This is a genomic window from Pseudomonas putida (assembly GCF_001636055.1).
Taxonomy (GTDB): domain Bacteria; phylum Pseudomonadota; class Gammaproteobacteria; order Pseudomonadales; family Pseudomonadaceae; genus Aquipseudomonas; species Aquipseudomonas machongensis.
Genome location: NZ_CP011789.1, coordinates 3,537,727 through 3,557,808, shown reverse-complemented (window position 1 = coordinate 3,557,808; position 20,082 = coordinate 3,537,727). Strand labels below are relative to the sequence as shown.

Annotated in this window: 20 protein-coding genes; 11 read left to right on the top strand and 9 right to left on the bottom strand. The window is 64.1% G+C overall.

What is annotated here, in order from left to right; genetic code table 11:
• Positions 1-69: 69 nt before the first annotated feature.
• Entirely contained in the window at positions 70-2,223 is a 2,154-nt protein-coding gene (locus AB688_RS15725; protein ID WP_063546741.1) for a TonB-dependent receptor, read from the bottom strand.
• A gap of 62 nt (positions 2,224-2,285) precedes the next feature.
• Entirely contained in the window at positions 2,286-2,696 is a 411-nt protein-coding gene (locus AB688_RS15720; protein WP_063545049.1) for a DUF2946 family protein, read from the bottom strand.
• A gap of 369 nt (positions 2,697-3,065) precedes the next feature.
• Here AB688_RS15720 and AB688_RS15715 point away from each other — a divergent pair, with 369 nt between their 5' ends.
• From AB688_RS15715 to ureG, 8 genes are read left to right on the top strand one after another with little or no spacing between them, the layout of a single operon-like run.
• Positions 3,066-3,899: an urease accessory protein UreD gene (locus AB688_RS15715; protein WP_063545048.1), complete on the top strand. Its 834-nt coding sequence runs from the start codon at positions 3,066-3,068 to the stop codon at positions 3,897-3,899.
• Positions 3,900-3,910: 11 nt separating this feature from the next.
• The gene (locus tag AB688_RS15710) at positions 3,911-4,213 is read left to right on the top strand and encodes an urease subunit gamma (protein WP_054890764.1); all 303 of its coding nucleotides are present in this window, start codon (positions 3,911-3,913) and stop codon (positions 4,211-4,213) included.
• Positions 4,214-4,232: 19 nt separating this feature from the next.
• Positions 4,233-4,550 (top strand): urease subunit beta, encoded by a 318-nt coding sequence (locus AB688_RS15705; protein ID WP_054890763.1) that lies wholly within the window; start codon positions 4,233-4,235, stop codon positions 4,548-4,550.
• The gene (ureC, locus tag AB688_RS15700) at positions 4,547-6,250 is read left to right on the top strand and encodes an urease subunit alpha (RefSeq protein ID WP_063545047.1); all 1,704 of its coding nucleotides are present in this window, start codon (positions 4,547-4,549) and stop codon (positions 6,248-6,250) included. The genes AB688_RS15705 and ureC overlap by 4 nt, the downstream gene beginning before the upstream one ends.
• Before the next feature lie 10 nt (positions 6,251-6,260).
• Complete coding sequence (gene ureE, locus AB688_RS15695; RefSeq protein ID WP_063545046.1) at positions 6,261-6,728, top strand: urease accessory protein UreE; 468 nt, start codon at positions 6,261-6,263, stop codon at positions 6,726-6,728.
• A 27-nt stretch (positions 6,729-6,755) separates the two neighbouring features.
• The gene (locus AB688_RS15690) at positions 6,756-7,301 is read left to right on the top strand and encodes a HupE/UreJ family protein (protein WP_063545045.1); all 546 of its coding nucleotides are present in this window, start codon (positions 6,756-6,758) and stop codon (positions 7,299-7,301) included.
• Positions 7,301-7,975, top strand: coding sequence for an urease accessory protein UreF (locus tag AB688_RS15685; protein WP_054890759.1), 675 nt, complete (start codon positions 7,301-7,303; stop codon positions 7,973-7,975). Before AB688_RS15690 ends, AB688_RS15685 begins: the two co-directional genes overlap by 1 nt.
• An 11-nt stretch (positions 7,976-7,986) precedes the next feature.
• Complete coding sequence (ureG, locus tag AB688_RS15680; RefSeq protein ID WP_054890758.1) at positions 7,987-8,610, top strand: urease accessory protein UreG; 624 nt, start codon at positions 7,987-7,989, stop codon at positions 8,608-8,610.
• A gap of 64 nt (positions 8,611-8,674) precedes the next feature.
• Here ureG and AB688_RS15675 read toward each other — a convergent pair whose 3' ends face one another.
• From AB688_RS15675 to AB688_RS15665, 3 genes are all read right to left on the bottom strand, one after another.
• Complete coding sequence (locus tag AB688_RS15675) at positions 8,675-10,252, bottom strand: hypothetical protein (protein WP_081255246.1); 1,578 nt, start codon at positions 10,250-10,252, stop codon at positions 8,675-8,677.
• Positions 10,253-10,378: 126 nt separating this feature from the next.
• Positions 10,379-10,873, bottom strand: coding sequence for a DUF934 domain-containing protein (locus AB688_RS15670; protein WP_054890756.1), 495 nt, complete (start codon positions 10,871-10,873; stop codon positions 10,379-10,381).
• Entirely contained in the window at positions 10,857-12,509 is a 1,653-nt protein-coding gene (locus tag AB688_RS15665) for a nitrite/sulfite reductase (RefSeq protein ID WP_063545044.1), read from the bottom strand. The genes AB688_RS15670 and AB688_RS15665 overlap by 17 nt, the downstream gene beginning before the upstream one ends.
• A gap of 214 nt (positions 12,510-12,723) precedes the next feature.
• Between AB688_RS15665 and AB688_RS15660 the strand changes: the two genes are divergently transcribed.
• Positions 12,724-13,803 (top strand): ABC transporter substrate-binding protein, encoded by a 1,080-nt coding sequence (locus tag AB688_RS15660; protein ID WP_063545043.1) that lies wholly within the window; start codon positions 12,724-12,726, stop codon positions 13,801-13,803.
• Positions 13,804-14,096: 293 nt separating this feature from the next.
• Here the strand turns inward: AB688_RS15660 and AB688_RS15655 are convergent, their stop codons facing one another.
• The 3 genes from AB688_RS15655 to AB688_RS15645 are packed head-to-tail and all read right to left on the bottom strand — an operon-like array spanning position 14,097 to position 16,413.
• The gene (locus AB688_RS15655) at positions 14,097-14,315 is read right to left on the bottom strand and encodes a DUF2970 domain-containing protein (protein ID WP_054890753.1); all 219 of its coding nucleotides are present in this window, start codon (positions 14,313-14,315) and stop codon (positions 14,097-14,099) included.
• Between the two features lie 53 nt (positions 14,316-14,368).
• A complete protein-coding gene (locus AB688_RS15650; RefSeq protein ID WP_063545042.1) occupies positions 14,369-15,202 on the bottom strand; it encodes a TIGR03915 family putative DNA repair protein in 834 nt (277 codons plus the stop codon).
• Positions 15,193-16,413, bottom strand: a complete 1,221-nt coding sequence (locus AB688_RS15645; protein WP_063545041.1) for a putative DNA modification/repair radical SAM protein — start codon at positions 16,411-16,413, stop codon at positions 15,193-15,195. Before AB688_RS15645 ends, AB688_RS15650 begins: the two co-directional genes overlap by 10 nt.
• A 255-nt stretch (positions 16,414-16,668) precedes the next feature.
• Between AB688_RS15645 and mqo the strand changes: the two genes are divergently transcribed.
• Entirely contained in the window at positions 16,669-18,243 is a 1,575-nt protein-coding gene (gene mqo / locus AB688_RS15640) for a malate dehydrogenase (quinone) (protein ID WP_063545040.1), read from the top strand.
• 134 nt (positions 18,244-18,377) lie between these two features.
• A complete protein-coding gene (locus AB688_RS15635) occupies positions 18,378-18,776 on the top strand; it encodes a RidA family protein (protein ID WP_063545039.1) in 399 nt (132 codons plus the stop codon).
• A gap of 42 nt (positions 18,777-18,818) precedes the next feature.
• Here AB688_RS15635 and AB688_RS15630 read toward each other — a convergent pair whose 3' ends face one another.
• Positions 18,819-20,063, bottom strand: a complete 1,245-nt coding sequence (locus AB688_RS15630; protein WP_063545038.1) for a saccharopine dehydrogenase family protein — start codon at positions 20,061-20,063, stop codon at positions 18,819-18,821.
• Positions 20,064-20,082 lie beyond the last annotated feature (19 nt).

Here is a 20,082-nt window from a genome sequence, read left to right as displayed (position 1 = left end):
ATCAAGCTGGCGCGCTCCCATAGGTGGCACGCCAGCATTCAGACGCTTTGCTCTGCGCGTAGTACCGCGCTAGAACTTCACATCCATCGCCACCTCGAAGGTGCGCGGCGCGCCCATGTAGTACTGCTGCCCATAAGCCTGCTTGGCATACACCTCATCGGTGAGGTTGCGGACGCGACCGGTGAGGGTGGTGCGTTGGTCCAGGCGATAGCGGGCGAAGGCGCCGAACAGGGTGTAGGCGGGGGCCTTCAGGCTGTTGGCGTTGTCGGCGTAGACCGAGTCTACGTAGCGAGCATCCACGCCGGCCGACCAGTCTTGAGTGAAGGCATAGCTCAACCACAGGTTGGCGACGTTGGCCGGCACGTTGACCGGCGCATTGCCTTTGCGAGATACCGACACGCCGCCCACCGCTTCGTTGAATTCATCGTATCGGGCATCGACATAGGCGTAGTTGGCCTCGGCCAACAGCTTGGGCGTGACCTGCAGGCGCCCGGACAGCTCGATACCGCGCGAGGTCTGCTGGCCCGCCTGCACCGTCAGGTTGGGGTCGTTGGCGTCACGCACCGCGAAATCCTTGCGCACGATCTGGTAGACCGCCACGGTGGCGGCGCCGCGTCCGTCAAGGAAGTCGAACTTGCTGCCGGCCTCCCACTGCTCGCCCTTGGACAGGTCGAACAAGCCGACGTTGGAATAGGTCGCCGATGCCAGCGAACCGGCTGGCAGGTCGGCGGAGTTGCTGTACTGCAGATAGACACTGGCTGTCGGGGTCAGCTCGTAGGTCAGGCCGATGCGTCCGGACAGCGGCTCCCAGCGGCGCTCGAAGTAGGCCGGCGAGCTGGGGCTGACCGGGCCATAGTTGGTGACCTGCATGTCCAAGTAGTCGTAGCGCAGGGCCGTCAGCAGGGCCAGGCGGTCGGTCAGTTGCAGGCGGTTCTCGGCGAACAGTGCGCGATTGAGCACCTCGTTGCGTCGCTGTTTGGTCAGGCCGCGATTGACGCCCGGAATGTCGTAGAAGCTGCCGGGGTCGAAGTGATCCGGATCGACCACGTCGCTGTAGCTGCCCGAGGTCGGGTACAGGGTCTGGTGCATGCTCGACCAGTCCAGCCCCAGCGACCACTGGCTGCTCAGCCCGAACAGGCTGTTGTCGTGGCGCAGCTCGACGCGATCGCCGATCACGCTCTGCTGGTGGCGCTGCAGGTAGGGGCTGGAGCGCACCACGTTGCCGGCACTGTTGTAACGGTAGCTTTCAAGATTGCGGTAATCACGCTGGGCATTGTAGTGGTAGAGGGTGTTCTGCACGCTGGTGCTGTCGCTCACCTGGTAATCGAGGATCGAGCGCAGCCAGCGCACTCGCTGCTCGTAGCGTCCGTCGGCGACATTGTAGTTCTCGAAGCGGCGGCTCTTGTCGATCTTCATGGTGCTGCGCCCCGGCAGGATGGGCGAACCCCAGTAGGGGCTGTCCTCTTTGTCTTCCTGGTACTCCAGGGCCAGGGTGTGGGTGAGGTTGGGCGAGAGGTCGCTGAGCAACGAGAAGGCCAGGCTGTCGGTGTTGCGCTGGTTGCGGTCAATGTAGCCATTGCCCTGGCTGTGGCTGAAGTCCAGGCGCGCGAAATGGCGGGCATCGGCGGGGTTCTCGGCCAGGGCCTGGTTGATGCCGAAGGCGACTTCCGAGTCGTCGTAGCTGCCGTAGCGGATGCGCCCATCAAGGGTTTGCGCTTCGCGGCTGGCGAGCTTGGTGATGTAGTTGATCGAGCCACCCACGGCACCGGCGCCATGCAGGAACGACGACGGTCCGCCGATCAGCTCGACCCTATCCAGCACCCAGGCATCCACCGGACGGGTGGCGCTGCTGTAGCCCAGGTTGATGCCGTTGTAGAGCTGGGTCACCTGGTTCTGGGTGAAGCCACGGTAGGCGACGAAACCACCGTAGCCGGGGTTGGCCGAGGCGTTGACGCCGGTCATGGCGTTGATCACATCTTGGCTGTCCTTGGCGTCACGCTGCTCGATCACCCGGCGGTCCGATACGCTGACCGAAGCGGGTGTCTGCCGTGCGGTGAGGCCCAGGCGCGAGCCGGTACGGATCGGTTCGTCCAGTTGCACGCCGGAGGGCGCCTGCTGTTCGGCGTCGATGGTGGTGGCGTCGAGTTGCACGGGGGCGACGTCAGCCCAGGCACAGGTGCAGGTGGTGCCCATCAGGAGCACCAGAGAAGTGTTGCGGATCATGTTGTAGTGATTCCACGCAAAGGTCATGGCTGACCCGCGGGCACGGGCGTGCCCGCCTGGGGTCAGGCGAGGGGCGCTGCTGCGGGGAAATCGGAAGGGGATGCGCGGGGCGGGATGGCGGGGCGCAGGTAGCGCGGCGGCGGCTGCGCCCAACTGCGCACGATGATCGGCGAGGGGGGCCCGCTGTGTGCTGCTGGGAATGACCACAGGCTACCGGTCAGCGGCACGGCCAGTGCAAAGGAGGAGCACACCGGGCAATCGAGCTGGGCCATGTGCTGGTCGCTGTTGCTGTCGCCCAGGTCGATGGCCGGGCCTTTGCCGGTACTGTCGAGGGCGCAGAAACCACCGTCCAGGCCCGACAGACGCAGGCCACTCATCTGGCCGTGGTGCAGGCCACAGAGCAACAGGCTGAACAGAACGCTGGCATAGAGCGTCCACGCGGTCAGCGAACGTGTCCGACGGGTGGTTTTCATGGCCGCGAATCTACCATTCGGATGGCGGGGAGGGTGGCGGTGTTGGTGTGGTCGATTGTCGCAGCGCCGTGGCGAATATCGCGGTGCCGTTTTCGCGGGTAAGCCTGCTTGAAGCACTCTGCAGCCACTGACGCAGCCCCTGGGCCCATAAGCACCGAAACCGGGCTCAAGGCCGCTCCGCGGTTGTGCGCGGCGCCCTATCCCGGAGCGGCGACCGAAAAATTTCATCTTCGTTCATCTGCGGAGTTGGCCCGCAACCTGCTATATCAGTTCAGCAATTCAGACAAGCGGTCATTGCGTACCCCATCGTAGGTAAACGCGACAGATCAGCCAATATTTAGCCACACCACGGATTTCAGGGGCTGCAGGATGTCGTCCGCGCAACAATTCGAACAATCTGAAGGCGATAGCGGCTGGAGTGCTCACCTGCAATTGCGCTTCGTCAAGCGCGGGGACGTGACTCGCCTTGGTGCGCGCAAACATTACGGCCCTCTTTTGGTGCAGCGCCCGTTCTATCCTGAAGGCGCGCCGTGTCATGTCTACATCCTTCACCCGCCCGGCGGCATCGTCGCAGGTGACCGACTCGAACTCGATATCCATCTGGAAGCTGGCAGCCACGCGCTGCTGACCATGCCGGGCGCGAGCAAGTTCTACCGCAGCATCGGTCCGACCGCGCAGCTGGCGCAACGCTTCCACCTGGCGGCTGACAGCACGCTGGAATGGCTGCCTCACGACAGCATCTTCTTCGACGGCGCCCGCGCCCGGCTCGACAGCCGTTTCACCCTTGAACCCGGCGCTCGCCTGCTGGCCTGGGAAACCTTGTGCCTGGGCCGTCCGGTAATGAACGAGCACTTCGATCATGGCGCCCTCGACAGCCGACTGCAGGTCGAGCTGCCCCACGAGCCGGGGCTCCACGAGCGCCTGCGCGTAGAGGGCGGGCATCTGGAAAAACTCGGCGGTTATCCGCTGGTCGCGACCTTCTGCGCCGCACCTGCCGACACGCACCTGCTCGAGCAGGTACGCCAGGTGCTCGACGACGTGGACACTCCGGCTGGCGCGACCCTGCTCGGGCCGTTGCTGGTGATTCGCCTGCTCGATAACGACAACCAACATGTGCAACGTACCCTGCAGCGCCTCTGGCATCTGTTGCGCCCGGCCGTCCTGGGCCTGGCGCCGAGCCCGCCGCGCATCTGGGCCACCTGAGAGAGCCTCCCATGGAGCTGACCCCGAGAGAGAAAGACAAACTGCTGCTGTTCACGGCCGCGCTGGTCGCCGAGCGCCGCCTGGCCCGTGGATTGAAGCTCAACTACCCGGAAGCTGTGGCACTGATCAGCGCCGCAGTGATGGAGGGCGCGCGTGACGGTCGCACGGTCGCCGAACTGATGAGCCTGGGCCGCGAGGTGCTCAGCCGTGACCAGGTCATGGAGGGCGTGCCGGAGCTGATCCCCGACGTCCAGGTGGAAGCGACCTTCCCCGATGGCACCAAGCTTGTGACGGTCCACGAGCCTATCGTCTGACGCTGCCCAGGAGGCATTCATGATTCCCGGAGAAATCCAGGTCGCCGCAGGCGACATCGAACTCAATGTCGGCCGTGAAACGGTCAGCGTCAGCGTTGCCAATCATGGCGACCGCCCGGTGCAGGTCGGCTCGCACTACCACTTCTACGAAGTCAACGATGCGCTGGTGTTCGAGCGCGAACCAGCCCGGGGCTTTCGCCTGGACATCCCCGCCGGCACCGCCGTGCGTTTCGAGCCTGGCCAGTCACGTACCGTGCAGTTGGTGGCCTACGCTGGCAAGCGTGAGGTGTATGGCTTCCAGGGCAAGGTGATGGGCGCGCTGGAGGGCAAGGCATGAGCCGTATTTCCCGTCGGGCCTACGCCGACATGTTCGGGCCCACCGTCGGCGACCGCGTGCGCCTGGCCGATACGGCGCTGTGGGTCGAAGTCGAGAAGGACTTCACGATCTATGGCGAGGAGGTCAAGTTCGGTGGTGGCAAGGTCATTCGCGATGGCATGGGGCAGGGCCAGATGCTGGCTGCCGAAGCTGTGGACCTGGTGCTGACCAATGCGCTGATCATCGATCACTGGGGGATCGTCAAGGCCGACATCGGCGTGCGCGGAGGGCGTATCGTCGCCATCGGCAAGGCGGGCAACCCGGACATTCAACCCGGCGTCACCATCCCGGTTGGCGCAGCGACGGAAGTGATCGCCGCCGAGGGCAAGATCGTCACCGCAGGCGGCATCGACACACACATCCACTTCATCTCCCCGCAGCAGGTGGATGAAGCCCTGACCAGCGGCGTCACTACCTTCATCGGCGGCGGCACCGGTCCGGCGACCGGTACCAACGCCACCACCTGTACGCCGGGGCCCTGGTACCTGGCGCGCATGCTCCAGGCTGCCGACAGCTTGCCGATCAACATCGGTTTTCTCGGCAAGGGCAACGTCTCCAAGCCCGAACCGCTGCGCGAGCAGATCGCGGCCGGTGCCATGGGCATGAAATTGCACGAAGACTGGGGTTCGACGCCGGCGGCCATCGATTGCTGCATGAGCGTGGCCGAAGAGATGGACATCCAGGTCGCGATCCACAGCGATACGCTCAACGAATCCGGCTGCATCGAGGACACCCTGGCAGCGATTGGCGATCGCACCATCCACACCTTCCACACCGAAGGGGCGGGCGGTGGTCATGCGCCGGACATCATTCGCGCGGCGGGGCAGGCCAACGTGCTGCCGTCCTCGACCAACCCGACGTTGCCCTACACCATCAACACCGTGGATGAGCACCTGGACATGCTCATGGTCTGCCACCACCTGGACCCGAGCATTGCCGAAGACGTGGCCTTTGCCGAGTCGCGCATCCGCCGCGAGACCATCGCCGCCGAGGACATCCTCCACGACATGGGCGCGTTCTCCATGACGTCGTCCGACTCCCAGGCCATGGGCCGGGTCGGCGAAGTGGTACTGCGGACCTGGCAGGTGGCCCACCAGATGAAGGTGCGGCGTGGGCCCCTGGCCCCGGACAGCAGCTACAGCGACAACTTCCGGGTCAAGCGCTACATCGCCAAGTACACCATCAATCCGGCGCTGAGCCATGGCATCGCGCACGAGGTCGGTTCGGTGGAGGTGGGCAAGCTGGCCGACCTGGTGGTCTGGTCGCCAGCGTTCTTCGGTGTCAAGCCGTCGGCGGTGATCAAGGCCGGCCTGATCGTCACGGCGCCCATGGGCGATATCAACGGCTCGATCCCGACCCCGCAGCCGGTGCACTACCGCCCGATGTACGCAAGCTTCGGTGCAGCTCGCCACGCCACGCGCATGACTTTCCTGCCCCAGGCCGCCATGGACCGTGGGCTGGCCGAGGAGCTCGGGCTGCGCAGCCTGATCGGGGTCACCCGCGGCTGTCGCCGAGTGCGCAAGGCCGACATGGTGCATAACGGCCTGCAACCGTTGATCGAGGTCGATGCCCAGACTTACCAGGTGCGCGCCGATGGCGAGTTGCTGGTGTGCGAACCGGCCAGCGAACTGCCGCTGGCCCAGCGTTATTTCCTGTTCTGAAGGAGCAAGCATGATTGTCCTGACCCGCCGTGTCGTCGAGGCTGCCTCGGTCACCGGTACTGTCACCCTGGATGTGGACAGCCGAATCAAGAGCCGCCTGCGCGTGACCCTCGACGATGGCCGCGATGCCGGCCTGATGCTTGAGCGCGGCCATCTGCTGCGCGGTGGCGAACTGCTCGCCGATGCCGATGGCCAGCATCTGGTGCAGGTGCTGGCGGCACCGGAGCGTGTGTCCACGGTGCGCTGCGCCGATCCGTTGTTGCTGGCGCGTGCGGCCTATCACCTGGGCAATCGCCATGTGCCGTTGCAGATCGAGGCCGGCTTTTTGCGCTACCAGCATGATCATGTGCTGGACGAAATGGTGCGCGGCCTGGGCCTTGAGGTGCTGATCGAGCAGGCGCCGTTCGAGCCGGAGGCTGGCGCCTACCAGAGCGCCCCTCACGGCCACGCCCACGATCATCCCTTCGTTCGCCTGTAATCCTTCCGAATTGCTTTGGAGCACACAATGAAAAAAGCCCTTGCCCTGGCGTTACTGATGATTGCCTTGCCAGCCTTCGCCCACCCCGGCCACGACAACAACCCGCTGCAGGATGGCCTGCTGCACCCGCTGACAGGCCTGGACCACCTGCTCATGCTGCTGGGTACCGGCGTATTGGCCGCGCTGACCCGACGCAACCTGAGCTTGCCCCTGGCCACGCTCTCGGCGATGTTCGGCGGCGCGGTGCTGGGGCATCTGTTCGGTGACCTGGTCGGTGTCGAAACGATGATCTCCATTTCGCTGGTGGTGGCCGCCTGCGCCATGCTGCTGCCCAACCGCCAGGTGCTGCTGGCCCTGGCCATGCCGGTGTTCGCCCTGTTCCATGGCTGGGCCCACGGCGTGGAAGCGACGCCCAGCGCGTTCTGGATGTTCAGTGCAGGCTTCGTCACCGTCAGTGCGCTGCTGCTGGTGGTCGGGTTCGGCGTAGGCTGTCTGCTGCGCCGCCACAGCAAGCTGCAGAAGCTGTTCGGTGGTGGCTTGCTGGCCGGCGCCGCGTTCGTGCTGGCCGGCTGATGAGCAGCGACCTGGCGCTGTTGCGTCTGCTGCAACTGGCGAGCCCGGGCCTGCCGGTGGGTGGTTTCACCTACTCGCAAGGTCTGGAGTGGGCCGTCGAGGCCGGTTGGGTGCGTGACACGGCCGGCTTTTGTGCCTGGCAGCGTGAGCAGTTGCACGACACCCTGGGCTGTCTCGACTGGCCGTTGCTGGCGCGCCTCTACCGCGCATGCCAGGACGATGATGCCGAGGCCTTCGCACGCTGGACCCAGTTTCTGCTGGCCAACCGCGAGACGGCCGAGCTGCGGCTTGAAGAACGCCAGCGGGGCAGCGCCCTGGCGCGGCTGCTCGATGGCTGGCAACTGGCCCAGGCGCCGGCCTGGCGTGAGAGCATCGAGCTATCCCAGCTCGGTGGCATGGCCTGGCTGGGCGCGCACTGGTCGATCCCGCTGCGCGACCTGGCCCTCGGCCATGGCTTCGCCTGGCTTGAAGGCGCCGTCATGGCCGGGGTCAAGCTGGTGCCTTTCGGCCAGCAGGCGGCCCAGACCTTGCTGCGCGACTTGGGCGCCGAGTTGCCCGCCGTGCTCGACCAGGCTCTGACCCTTGGCGATGACGAACTGGGCGGCGGCCTGCCGCTGCTGGCCATTGCCTCGTCACGACACGAAACCCAATACACCCGTTTGTTCCGTTCCTGAGGACTGCCAACATGCAAAGCTATCAGCAACCCCTGCGCGTCGGTGTCGGCGGCCCGGTCGGCTCCGGCAAGACCGCGCTGCTCGAGGCCCTGTGCAAGGCCATGCGTGATCATTACCACATCGCCGTGGTGACCAACGATATCTACACCAAGGAGGACCAGCGCATCCTCACCGAGGCCGGTGCCTTGGAGCCTGAGCGTATCGTTGGCGTCGAGACCGGCGGCTGCCCGCACACCGCGATTCGCGAAGACGCCTCGATGAACCTTGCGGCGGTCGAGGCGCTGGCGCGCAAGTTCGGTAACCTGGAGGTGATCTTCGTCGAGAGTGGGGGCGATAACCTGAGCGCCACTTTCAGCCCGGAACTGGCCGACCTGACCATCTACGTGATCGACGTTGCCGAAGGCGAGAAGATCCCGCGCAAGGGCGGGCCGGGCATCACCAAGTCGGACTTCCTGGTGATCAACAAGACCGACCTTGCACCTTATGTCGGGGCTTCGCTGGAAGTGATGGAGCGCGACACCAACCGCATGCGCCCCGAGCGACCCTGGACGTTCAGCAACCTGAAGAAGGGTGACGGGTTGCAGGCGGTGATCGATTTCATCGTCGATCGCGGGATGCTGGGGGTGCGGGGGTAAGCCTTCTCTGAGCTTGACTCAGTCCCTGTGGCGGCGGCGGTTCGCCGCTCCCACAGGTCCTTTGTCAGGCCGCGATCTTCGACGGATCGGTCTGCAACAACCAGCGACTGCGCTGCGATTGCAGCAGCCCTTCGAGCAGCGACACACCGCGATCGCGCTGGGCGATGCGGTCCTGCTCGAATGCATCCCTGAGCAGGTTCAGCACGTTGCGCGACTGGGTCACTGCCTTGGGCGTGGTCACGTCGCTTTTCAGGTCGCCATCGACATAAGTGAGGATCCGCTCTTTCTGGCTCGCCTGCTGGGTCGCGCTGGCTTCCACCAGTTGGCCTTTGTCATAGGCCAGGCGGGTGGTGCTGCTGGCCTGGTCGTCGATCAGGTGGTAGCTGTAGTTCTGCGACTCGCGGTCGCTGCCCAGCACCAGGTTGGTCAGCGGATTCAGGCCGCGGTGGAACGAGGCGGTGAGTTTGCTCTGCTGGTTCTGCTCCACCGACCGGTCCTGCAGGCCACGGTTCTTGACCGTGGTGCTCTGCGAGGTGCTGAAGGTGAAACTGTCGGTTTCGTCCAGGCGCATCGGGTTGCTTCTGCGTGTGGTTTCGCTGATCGAGGCGCTGAAGTCGGCCAGGCCGCTGAGCAGGGCACGGTCCTTGTCGTTCAGGGCCGTCGGGCTTTGCACCGCAGGTTGGCGATTGTCGTCGATGCTGTTGAGCTGGGTGAACGCGTTCTTGAACAGGTTCATCAGGTTCTCGTCGCCACGGCCACGGCGCTGGGCGGCGTCGAACTGGGTCAGGTAGTTGTCGATCGCCGCCTTGCGCTGCGCCGACTTGCCCAGCAGCTCGGCGTCCTGGGTGTCCAGGCTCAGTTGCACCTGGCCGGTCGGGCCCTGCAGGCTGAGGCTGCGCGCCTTGTCATCGAGGCTCAGGGAGAAGGTCTGCTCGCCGCTCAGGGATTCGAACTTGCTGTTTATCTGCAAGGCGCTGAACAGCTTCGGATCGAGCTTGACCAGTGCGCCGAGCTTGAGCTGGGGTGGCACCTCGTTGAGGCCATCGATGGTGGACTGGAAGGCGTCGGCGAGGTTGCCCAGGCCCTTGAGTTCTTCGCTGCTGAGCGAGCCGCCTTCGACTTCCGCGCTCACCGCCAGGCCCTTTTCGCTGCTGGCCAGCGACAAGCGAATGGTCGCGCCGGACGCGGTGGTCAGGCTGAAGGTGACGCCGCTGTCAGGATTCTCGCGCAGGCGCTGCTGCTGCAGCTTGAGCACGCCAGGGTCGATTGGAGAGTCGTCGCTGAAGGCGAACACCGACTGCGAGATGTTCTTTCCGCCGTTCTGTGCGAGCTGTTCGATCAAGGCCGCACCAATGCCTTTGAAGCGGCCCGCGCTGCTGGATGACTGGAAGGCGGTCTGCAGCGTGGTGGCGAGCTTGTCCTGGCTGTCCTTTTCCCAGACATAGCGGACCTGGCCTGGCAGCAGACCCTGGCGCGAGTAGGTCTCGGAATCGCTGATGGTGTTGCTCTGGCCGAGAACCACGCTGGTGCTCGGGACTGCCGAGACACTGGCGATGCCGGTCGGGTTGCTGGCGCTGGCCGGGGCCGGTTGCGGGGCAGTCAGGACCGGGGCCAGGCGCTGTGCAGCTGCTATCGGATTCATTAGCGTCCTGCCGAATAGAGATACGGGTACACCCGTGATATCGGCAGGCCAGCACTCAACATTAGAAAAAACGCGCAAACGAAACGGCCCGCGAGAAGGCGGGCCGTTCGTTACAGCAGGCGGCGATCAGCGGCGGCGGAACAGCGGCAGCGGCTCGTCGGTGGCACCCTGGTAGGTTACCGAGAAGTCCTTCAGGCTCTGCAACGCGTCTTCCGGGTCCTTGTCGGCACGGATGGCGAAGGCATCGAAGCCGCAGCGGGCCATGTAGAACAGTTGGTCGCGCAGTACGTCGCCAATGGCACGCAGCTCGCCCTTGTACTGGTAGCGATCACGCAGCAGGCGCGCATTGGAGTAGTTGCGCCCGTCGGTGAAGGCCGGGAAGTTCAGGGCGATGACCTGGAAGTGCTGGACGTCCTCGCCGATTTCCTCGGCTTCTTCGTCGCTGTCCAGCCACACGCCCAGGCCGCCGTCGCGGGCCTTGAGGGCATGGGCATGGTCGCGCCACAGCTGCAGTGGAACGATGTAGTCGTCGCAGTTGGTCAGCTCGTCGAACGAGGTTTCCTTGGGCAGCAGGTGCCAGGTTTCGTCGATGAGCTGGTTGTTCTTAATGATTCGCTGCATAGACGCGTTCCTTGAATGGGTCGATGCCGATACGCTGGTAGGTGTCGATGAAGCGCTCGTCTTCGTTGCGCTGCTCGACGTACACGTTGATCAGCTTCTCGATCACGTCAGCCATGTCGTCCTGGGCGAAGGAGGGGCCGAGAATCTTGCCCAGGCTCGCATCGCGCGCGGCGTTGCCGCCCAGCGAAACCTGGTAGAACTCCTCGCCTTTCTTGTCCACGCCGAGGATGCCGATGTGGCCCACGTGGTGGTGGCCGCAGGCGTTCATGCAGCCGGAAATGTTGAGGTCCAGCTCGCCGATGTCGAACAGGTAGTCCAGGTCGTCGAAGCGGCGCTGGATGGATTCGGCGATCGGGATCGACTTGGCATTGGCCAGCGAGCAGAAGTCGCCGCCTGGGCAGCAGATGATGTCGGTCAGCAGGCCGATGTTGGGCGTGGCGAAACCGCCTTCACGCAGTTCCAGCCACAGTGCGTGCAGCTGGCGCTGCTCGACGTCGGCGAGGATGATGTTCTGCTCGTGCGAGGTGCGCAGGAAGCCGAAGCTGTAGCGCTCGGCGAGGTCCGCCACGGCATCGAGCTGCTTGTCGGTCAGGTCGCCAGGAGCGACGCCGGTAGGTTTGAGCGACAGGGTCACGGCCACATAGCCAGGCTTTTTGTGCGCACGGGTGTTGCGCGAACGCCAGCGGGCGAACCCTGGGTGCTCCTGGTCCAGGGCGCTGTAGTCGACATTGTCGAGGGCCTGGTACTCGGGGTCGATGAAGTGACGCGAGACGCGCTGGACTTCTGCTTCGGTCAGGGTGCTGTTGCCGCCACGCAGGTGGGCCATTTCGGCCTCGACCTTCTCGGCGAACACTTCTGGCGTCAGGGCCTTGACCAGGATCTTGATCCGCGCCTTGTACTTGTTGTCACGACGGCCGTAACGGTTGTACACGCGCAGGATGGCGTCGAGGTAGCTGATCAGGTCCTGCCAGGGCAGGAACTCATTGATGAACGAACCGACCACCGGCGTGCGGCCCAGGCCGCCACCGACCAGCACGCGGAAGCCCAGCTCGCCAGCTGCGTTGCGCACAGGCTCAAGGCCGATGTCGTGCACTTCGATGGCCGCGCGGTCTTCCTTCGAACCGTTGATCGCAATCTTGAACTTGCGCGGCAGGTAGGCAAATTCCGGGTGGAAGGTGGTCCACTGGCGGACGATCTCACACCAGGGGCGTGGATCGATCAGCTCGTCTGCGGCAACGCCGGCAAACTGGTCGGTGGTGGTGTTGCGCAGGCAGTTGCCGCTGGTCTGGATCGCGTGCATCTGCACGGTGGCCAGTTCAGCCAGGATGTCCGGGATGTCTTCCAGCGCAGGCCAGTTGAACTGCACGTTCTGGCGGGTGGAGATGTGCGCGTAGCCCTTGTCGTAGTCGCGGGCAATCTTGGCCAGCATGCGGACCTGGCGCGCGTTCAACTGGCCGTAGGGCACGGCGACGCGCAGCATCGGGGCGAAACGTTGGATGTAGAGGCCGTTCTGCAGGCGCAGAGGGCGGAATTCTTCTTCGCTCAGCTCACCGGCCAGGTAGCGGCGGGTCTGATCACGGAACTGCTTGACGCGGTCCTCGATGATCCGCTGATCGTACTCGTCGTATACGTACATAAAAGTCCTGTCTCAGGCTGCATGCAGCTAATCGCGCGCACGGCCGCGCACTCCGGGTCGGAGCGGGGGAACGATAACAGGTTGTATTTATGCGCTAAAGTGATGTTTTTGCATATGAAAAGAACCATTTGGACTAAGTGAGACTGGCTGCTATTTATCCGTGATGGCCATGCGCCGTTATACTGTATCCTTTGCTTTTGCAGGGATGTCTCGCATGGTCATCAGGACGCTGTGCCGCAGCCTGTGCCTGGGTCTGCCGCTGGTGGCAAACGCCCAAGCCGCTTCGGTGGCTTTTCTCAATCCCGGGTTGTCCGATGAGACGTTCTGGGTTGGCTATTCGCGTTTCATGCAAGCGGCGGCCGACGACCTGGGCATGGATCTGCGCGTGGAGTACGGCGAGCGCCAGGCCGAGCGGCTACTGGAGCAGGCGCGGGCGATCCTGCAGGGTGAGCACAAGCCCGACTACCTGGTGCTGGTCAACGAGCAGTATGTGGCGCCAGAGATCATGCGCCTGTCGCAGGGCAGCGGGGTCAAGCTGTTGTTGGTCAACAACGGCCTGACCGAGGGGCAGGCCGAGGCGATTCAGGCACAGCCGGGCAAGTACGCGCCGCTGCTCGGCTCACTGGTCGGCAATGACGAACAGGCGGGATACCAGATGCTGCACGACCTGGTCGCCAGCCTGCCCCCAACAGGCGAACCGATCGAGCTGCTGGCGTTTTCCGGCATCAGCACCACGCCTGCTTCGCAACTGCGCGAGCAAGGCATGCAGCGGGCGTTGGCCGAGTTTCCGCACGTACGCTTGCGCCAGCTGGTGTATGGCGGCTGGAGCCGCCAACGGGCCTTCGAGCAGGCCAAGTTGCTGCTGCAGCGCTATCCGCGGGTGCGCCTGGTGTGGTCGGCGAACGACCAGATGGCGTTCGGTGCAATGCAGGCGTTCGAGGCGGCTGGCCTGGTGCCGGGGCGCGATGTGTTGTTCAGCGCGGTCAACAGTTCGCCCGAGGCCTTGCAGGCGCGCGTGGATGGGCGGCTGAGCGTGCTCATGGGCGGGCATTTCAGCCTGGGCGGCTGGGCCATGGTGATGCTGCATGACGACGCCCGGGGCCTGGCGATGGACCGTGACGGGCAACACCTGTACCGCCTGCCAGTGCTGCAGGCCATCGATGCGGTGAAGGCGCAGCGCTGGCTGGAACTGAGCGGCCGCAAAGGCTATGGCATCGACTTTCGCCGCTACAGCGCAGAGGGGCGGGGCACCGACTATCGCTACCCGTTCCTGACGTCACCCGTCGATTATTGAAAGACCCTGCTTGAGCAAAGGGCATTGCTGGACTTAACTGCTGGTGTGACGTGCATTCCCATAACCACTACAAGAGGCAATGCAATGGGAAACCCGACCAAGCTCCGCAAGCCTGACAGCAGTGTCGACGCCTGGGCGATCCTGTGCCTGATCGTGCTGGTTGTCGTGACCGCTGTGTACTGGGTCAGCCATCAGTAACGCAAACTTCAGACCGTGAACTGCAACCTGAGCCGCCCGCGGGAGGGAATTCCGCGGGCGGGTGCGTTCTGGCCTGCGCGCGTCAAATGATTGTTTCACCGCCCCGTCAGATGCATCGCCAACTGCACCAGCCCCACCAGCACCAGGATGAACACCAGGGTGAACATCACCCCCATCACGATGAAGTGGCTGGCCTTGCCGTGGGTGAAGTCGCGCGCGCGGTTCTTGCCGCTCTGCACGCCGAAGGCGGCAGCCAGGATGCTGTGCAGCATCTGCCAGAAGGTGGGTGGCTTGCCTTGGCTGGAATCGTCCATGGTGGCTCCCGGAAATCAGAGGCAATCAGCGAAAGTGTAGGCAACAACGGCGCTCAGCGCCCGACCCGCTTGCCACGTTGCAAGCCAACCTCCAGTGCCTGCCCGTCGCGTTGCTTGCCTTGGCGCGCCAAACCTTCGAGCTGGGGAATGAGCATGCCCTCGGGCAGGTGGCGCCAGAAACGCCCCGGCATGTGCAGGCGCAGGGCATCAGGGTTCAGCCGCGCCGGGTTGAAGGTGGAGCGGTAGTAGGTACGCCACAGCTCGGCGCCGGGATCTTCGGCATGGCGCGCCCAGTCCACCCATTCACGGGGACACTGCCGACGGTAGTCGAGCTCGCTGCCGTCGAAACGTATGCCATCGGTGGGCGTTGCGATCAGCCAGCGCTGGCGCCCGAGGCGGTCGGCAAAATGGCCACTGGCGCTTTCAAGGATGTCATGGGCAGGTTCGTGGTAGGCCACCAGGTCCAGTTGCAGGCGCTCGGCGACCGCTTCCGGCAACGGCACGAAGCGCACGAAGGCGTGCAGGTGATGCGCCTCGCGAGAGACCTGCTTGATACGCCGCTGCAACTCGCTGCCCAGGCGGTCGCCGGCGAGCATTGCGGTGCGATCGCCATGGGCGACACGCCAGAGGACTTCGTACAGCAGGTTCCAGCGTTGTTCGCCGCGATAGCGAGCGGCCTGCTCGAGTTGTGCCAACAAGGCCGCCGGCACCCGCGCACGGAAGGGGCCGGGCCCTTGTGGCAAAGGCGTGGGAATGGCCAGCAGGTCGTCCATCGGCCCCTGGCCCCAGGTCACCTCGGCCGGGTCGATGCCATGGCCGAGCAGCGCCCGTGCCTGGTCGCGCCAGGTGCCGAACAGGTCGTCGCAATCCAGCGCGATCAAGCCCATAGCCCCATCTGCACCGGTGCCTGCGGTTCGCGCAGGCGTTGGCGCAGCAAGCCGCTGCGCAGTTCGGCCTGGGCCGGGCGGTAATCGCTGGTGACGATGAACGGCCGGGCCTTTTCCAGCACGCAGCGCAGTTGGATCAGATCGTCGTAGCGGATCCGCCGCTCGCGTCGCAGCGCCACCAGCCGCTGTACGCTGCGCAGGCCGATACCGGGAATGCGGGCGAGCAGGGCGGGCTCGGCGCGGTTCAGGTCCAGCGGAAAGACCTCGCGGTTGGCCAGGGCCCAGGCCAGCTTGGGGTCGATGTCCAACGCCAGGTTACCGGCTTGGCCGAGCAGCTCGCCGGCCTTGTAGCCGTAGCCACGCATCAGGAAGTCGGCCTGGTACAGGCGGTGCTCGCGCAGCAGCGGCGGTGCGGCCAGGGGCACGCTGTTCGGGCTGTCCGGGATCGGGCTGAAGGCGGAGTAGTACACGCGCTTGAGGCCATAGCCCTGGTACAGCGATTCGGCGTTGCGCAGCAGGGTGCGGTCGTCGGTGGCATCGGCACCGACGATTACCTGGGTGCTCTGGCCGGCCGGCGTGAAACGCGGCGCCCGCGGTTCGCCGGCCACGGCCTGCTGGCCGTGGTGAATCACGCCCATGGCCTGGCGGATGGTGTGTGCTTGTTTCTCCGGCGCCAGGCGCTTGAGGCTGGCCTCGGTGGGCAGCTCGACGTTGACGCTCAGCCGGTCGGCCAGGCGCCCGGCTTCTTCGATCAGCAGCGGGTCGGCGTCGGGGATGGTCTTGAGGTGGATGTAGCCGCGGAAACCGTGCTCTTCGCGCAGCAGCCTGGCAACGCGGTTCAACTGCTCCATGGTGTAGTCGGCCGAGCGGATGATGCCCGAGCTCAGGAACAGCCCGCTGATGCAGTTGCGCCGGTAGAAGTCGAGGGTCAGGCGCACCACTTCCTCGGGGCTGAAGCGTGCGCGAGGCACGTTGCTGGAGCGGCGATTGACGCAGTACTGGCAGTCGTACAGGCAAAAGTTGGTGAGCAGCACCTTGAGCAGCGACACGCAGCGCCCGTCAGGGGTATAGCTGTGGCAGATGCCCATGCCATCGGTGGCGCCAAGCCCGTCACGCCCCCGCGAGCTGCGCTTGGGCGCGCCGCTGCTGGCGCAGGATGCATCGTATTTGGCGGCGTCGGCGAGAATGCCGAGCTTGGCGATGAGTTGCATGGGGATGTCTCGAGATACTGGTTTTTCATACAGTATTTGCAGAGCGGTCGAGTTGCAAGAGGCTTCTTGAAGTTGCCTGACGGCTTGACCTCGGTTCCACCACCACAGCCTGAATGCGCGAGCGGCTAACCTGAGTGAATCACTCAGCTAAGCTTGCCTGGGATTTCTTACGCCACAGGCACGAACACTCGGACCAGGGGCAAGGCACATTCACGGACAGGATCGGGGCCAGCGGTGCCTCGACGGAGGGAGCACATGAACAGAGGAATCGCATTCAAACCGGCCCTGGCGGGCCTGGCCTTGGCCTTTGGCCTCACGGCCGTACAGGCCGCCGAGAGCAAGCGGGTCGATGTGCTGCTGGTGGGCGGCGGGATCATGAGCTCCACGCTGGCCGTGTGGCTCAACGAGCTCGAGCCCGGTTGGTCGATGGAGATGATCGAGCGGCTGGACAAGGTCGCCGAGGAAAGCTCAAACGGTTGGAACAACGCCGGTACCGGGCATTCGGCGCTGGCCGAGCTGAACTACACCCCTGAAAAGGACGGCAAGATCGACATCAGCAAGGCGGTGGAGATCAACGAGTCGTTTCAGGTCACCCGGCAGTTTCTCGCCTGGCAGGTCAAGCAGGGGGTACTGAAGAACCCACGTTCGTTCATCAACGCCACACCGCACATGAGCTTTGTCTGGGGCGATGACAATATCCGTTTCCTGCGCAAGCGCTACGAGGCGCTGCAGGCCAGCCCGCTGTTCAAGCCCATGCAGTATTCGGAAGACAACGCGCAGATCGCCAAGTGGGTGCCGTTGATGATGGAGGGGCGCGACCCGAACCAGAAGCTTGCGGTGACCTGGACGCCGATCGGCACAGACGTCAATTTCGGCGAGATCACCCGTCAGTACGTGACGTACCTGCAGACCCGCCCCAACTTCGACCTCAAGCTCTCCAGCGAAGTGCAGGACATCACCCGCAACGACGACGGCTCGTGGCATGTGGAGTACAAGAACCTCAAGGATGGCAGCACGTCGGCCATCGATGCCAAGTTCCTGTTCATCGGTGCCGGTGGCGCGGCGCTGCCTCTGTTGCAGAAGTCAGGCATCTCCGAGGCGAAGGAGTACGCAGGTTTCCCGGTGGGGGGATCGTTCCTGGTGACCGAGAACGCTGCCATTGCCGAGCGTCACATGGCCAAGGCCTATGGCATCGCCTCGACGGGGGCGCCGCCGATGTCGGTGCCGCATCTGGATACGCGGGTGCTCGATGGCAAGCGGGTGATTCTGTTCGGGCCGTTTGCAACCTTCTCGACCAAGTTTCTCAAGGAAGGCTCGCTGCTCGACCTGTTCGGCAGCATGACGCTACACAACAGTTGGCCGATGGTGCGTGTCGGGGTCCGCGAGTTCGACCTGGTGCAGTACCTGATCGGCCAGGTCATGCAATCGGACGACGACCGCTTCGCTGCGCTGCAGACCTACTTCCCCCATGCCAAGAAAGAAGACTGGCGCCTGTGGCAGGCTGGGCAGCGCGTACAGATCATCAAGAACGACCCTGAGCAGGGCGGGGTGCTCAAGCTTGGCACCGAGGTCGTGACCTCCGCCGACGGCACCATTGCCGGCCTGCTGGGTGCCTCGCCGGGCGCCTCGACCGCGCCACCGATCATGCTCGACCTGTTGCGCAAGGTGTTCAAGGACAAGGTCGCTTCACCACCCTGGCAGGAGAAGCTGCACCAGATCATCCCAAGCTACGGGCTCAAGTTGAACGAGCATCCTGACAAGGTGCAGGAGGAGTGGGACTACACCAATGAAGTGTTGCAACTGCAGCCTCTGACTTCGCCAGCGGGCTGAGCCCGGCGGTTGGCGGCCCTGGTGCGGGGCCGCCAGATGCGGAGCTACCGTCTCGAAAGCGTGCCGCCATGCCGCAGCTCGCTTTCGTGTTCGCTTGCTAAGATGCGTCCAATCTCAAGCACTGGACATCCTCAATGAGCGACCGCACTCCGATCATTCCCGCTTCCCAGCAGAAACTTGCCGAACGTGCCGGTTATCTGCCGGCCTTGAAGGTCGGTAATACGTTGTATCTGGCAGGTCAGGTGGGGCGTACGGCGGATCTGCAGGTCATTGCCGACCCGCGGCAGCAGTTTCACGCGGCGTGGGAAAACCTGAGGGACGTGCTGGCGGCTGCCGGTTGTGATTTCGCGGATGTGGTGGAACTGACCACTTATCATGTCGGCTTGCGCGAGCACATGGCGGTGTTTCGTGAGGTCAAGGACGCGCTGTTCCCGCGGGGTACCTGCCCCTGGACCTGTATTGGTGTCAGCGAACTGGCCCATGACGGGCTGCTGGTGGAGATCAAGTGCGTGGCGGTTGGGCGCCAGGGGTGAAATGCAGAAGGGGCGCCAACGGGCGCCCCTTCTTTTTGCTGCTTAGGCTTCAGCGTCCCAGGGACGATCGCCTTTTTCATCCTTGACGCGGGTCGGCAGGCCCATCACGTCCAGCGCCTTGAGGAACGGCTCGGCGGGCAGTTCCTCGACGTTGACCATGCGCCCTGCATCCCACTCGCCGCGGGCGACCAGCAGGGCTGCGGCCACTGGTGGCACGCCAGCGGTGTACGAGATGCCCTGGCTGTCGGTCTCGGCGTAGGCTTCTTCGTGGTCGGCGACGTTGTAGATGAACACTTCGCGTGCCTGGCCGTCCTTGGTGCCTTTGACCAGATCGCCGATGCAGGTCTTGCCGGTGTAGCCCGGAGCCAGGGAAGCCGGATCGGGCAGTACGGCCTTGACCACTTTCAGCGGCACGACTTCAAGGCCTTCGGCGGTCTTGACCGGCTGCTCGGAGAGCAGGCCGAGGTTCTTCAGCACGGTGAACACGTTGATGTAGTGTTCGCCGAAGCTCATCCAGAAACGCACATTGGGTACGTTCAGATTCTTCGAGATCGAATGTACTTCATCGTGCCCGGTCAGGTAGAGGTTCTGCGAACCCACCACCGGGAGGTCGTCGGTGCGCTTGACCTCGAACATGGTGTTGCTGGTCCACTGGCTGTTCTGCCAGCTCCATACCTGCCCGGTGAACTCACGGAAGTTGATTTCCGGGTCGAAGTTGGTGGCGAAGTACTTGCCGTGGGAACCGGCATTGACGTCGAGAATGTCGATCGAATCAATGCGGTCGAAATACTGCTGCTGCGCGAGTTTTGCGTAGCTGTTCACCACACCCGGGTCGAAGCCGACACCGAGAATGGCGGTAATGTTCTTCTGCTGGCACTCCTCGAGATGCTTCCACTCGTAGTTGCCATACCAGGGCGGGGTTTCGCAGATCTTGCCCGGTTCTTCGTGAATCGCGGTATCGAGATAGGCGACACCGGTATCGATGCAGGCACGCAGCACCGACATGTTGAGGAAGGCGGAACCGACGTTGATCACGATCTGCGATTCGGTCTCGCGGATCAGTGCCTTGGTCGCCTCGACATCGAGGGCGTTGAGCGAGAAGGCCTGGATGTCTGCGGGTACCTTGAGGCTACCCTTAGCCTTGACGCTGTCGATGATGGCCTGGCATTTGGAGATGTTCCGTGACGCAATCGCAATACGACCGAGTTCGTCGTTATGCTGTGCGCACTTGTGGGCCACCACCTTGGCGACACCTCCTGCACCAATGATAAGAACGTTCTTCTTCAATTTATCCCTTGCTCCTTAC

Bases quoted from the DNA above. Each gene is read 5' to 3' on its own strand.
- AB688_RS15690 (WP_063545045.1), top strand. From the start codon at position 6,756: ATGAAAAAAGCCCTTGCCCTGGCGTTACTGATGATTGCCTTGCCAGCC.
- AB688_RS15675 (WP_081255246.1), bottom strand. From the start codon at position 10,252: ATGAATCCGATAGCAGCTGCACAGCGCCTGGCCCCGGTCCTGACTGCC.
- ureE (WP_063545046.1), top strand. From the start codon at position 6,261: ATGATTGTCCTGACCCGCCGTGTCGTCGAGGCTGCCTCGGTCACCGGT.
- AB688_RS15720 (WP_063545049.1), bottom strand. From the start codon at position 2,696: ATGAAAACCACCCGTCGGACACGTTCGCTGACCGCGTGGACGCTCTAT.
- AB688_RS15725 (WP_063546741.1), bottom strand. From the start codon at position 2,223: ATGATCCGCAACACTTCTCTGGTGCTCCTGATGGGCACCACCTGCACC.
- AB688_RS15660 (WP_063545043.1), top strand. From the start codon at position 12,724: ATGGTCATCAGGACGCTGTGCCGCAGCCTGTGCCTGGGTCTGCCGCTG.
- ureC (WP_063545047.1), top strand. From the start codon at position 4,547: ATGAGCCGTATTTCCCGTCGGGCCTACGCCGACATGTTCGGGCCCACC.
- AB688_RS15645 (WP_063545041.1), bottom strand. From the start codon at position 16,413: ATGCAACTCATCGCCAAGCTCGGCATTCTCGCCGACGCCGCCAAATAC.
- AB688_RS15705 (WP_054890763.1), top strand. From the start codon at position 4,233: ATGATTCCCGGAGAAATCCAGGTCGCCGCAGGCGACATCGAACTCAAT.
- AB688_RS15650 (WP_063545042.1), bottom strand. From the start codon at position 15,202: ATGGGCTTGATCGCGCTGGATTGCGACGACCTGTTCGGCACCTGGCGC.
- AB688_RS15665 (WP_063545044.1), bottom strand. From the start codon at position 12,509: ATGTACGTATACGACGAGTACGATCAGCGGATCATCGAGGACCGCGTC.
- AB688_RS15655 (WP_054890753.1), bottom strand. From the start codon at position 14,315: ATGGACGATTCCAGCCAAGGCAAGCCACCCACCTTCTGGCAGATGCTG.
- AB688_RS15710 (WP_054890764.1), top strand. From the start codon at position 3,911: ATGGAGCTGACCCCGAGAGAGAAAGACAAACTGCTGCTGTTCACGGCC.
- AB688_RS15635 (WP_063545039.1), top strand. From the start codon at position 18,378: ATGAGCGACCGCACTCCGATCATTCCCGCTTCCCAGCAGAAACTTGCC.
- ureG (WP_054890758.1), top strand. From the start codon at position 7,987: ATGCAAAGCTATCAGCAACCCCTGCGCGTCGGTGTCGGCGGCCCGGTC.
- AB688_RS15685 (WP_054890759.1), top strand. From the start codon at position 7,301: ATGAGCAGCGACCTGGCGCTGTTGCGTCTGCTGCAACTGGCGAGCCCG.
- AB688_RS15715 (WP_063545048.1), top strand. From the start codon at position 3,066: ATGTCGTCCGCGCAACAATTCGAACAATCTGAAGGCGATAGCGGCTGG.
- mqo (WP_063545040.1), top strand. From the start codon at position 16,669: ATGAACAGAGGAATCGCATTCAAACCGGCCCTGGCGGGCCTGGCCTTG.
- AB688_RS15670 (WP_054890756.1), bottom strand. From the start codon at position 10,873: ATGCAGCGAATCATTAAGAACAACCAGCTCATCGACGAAACCTGGCAC.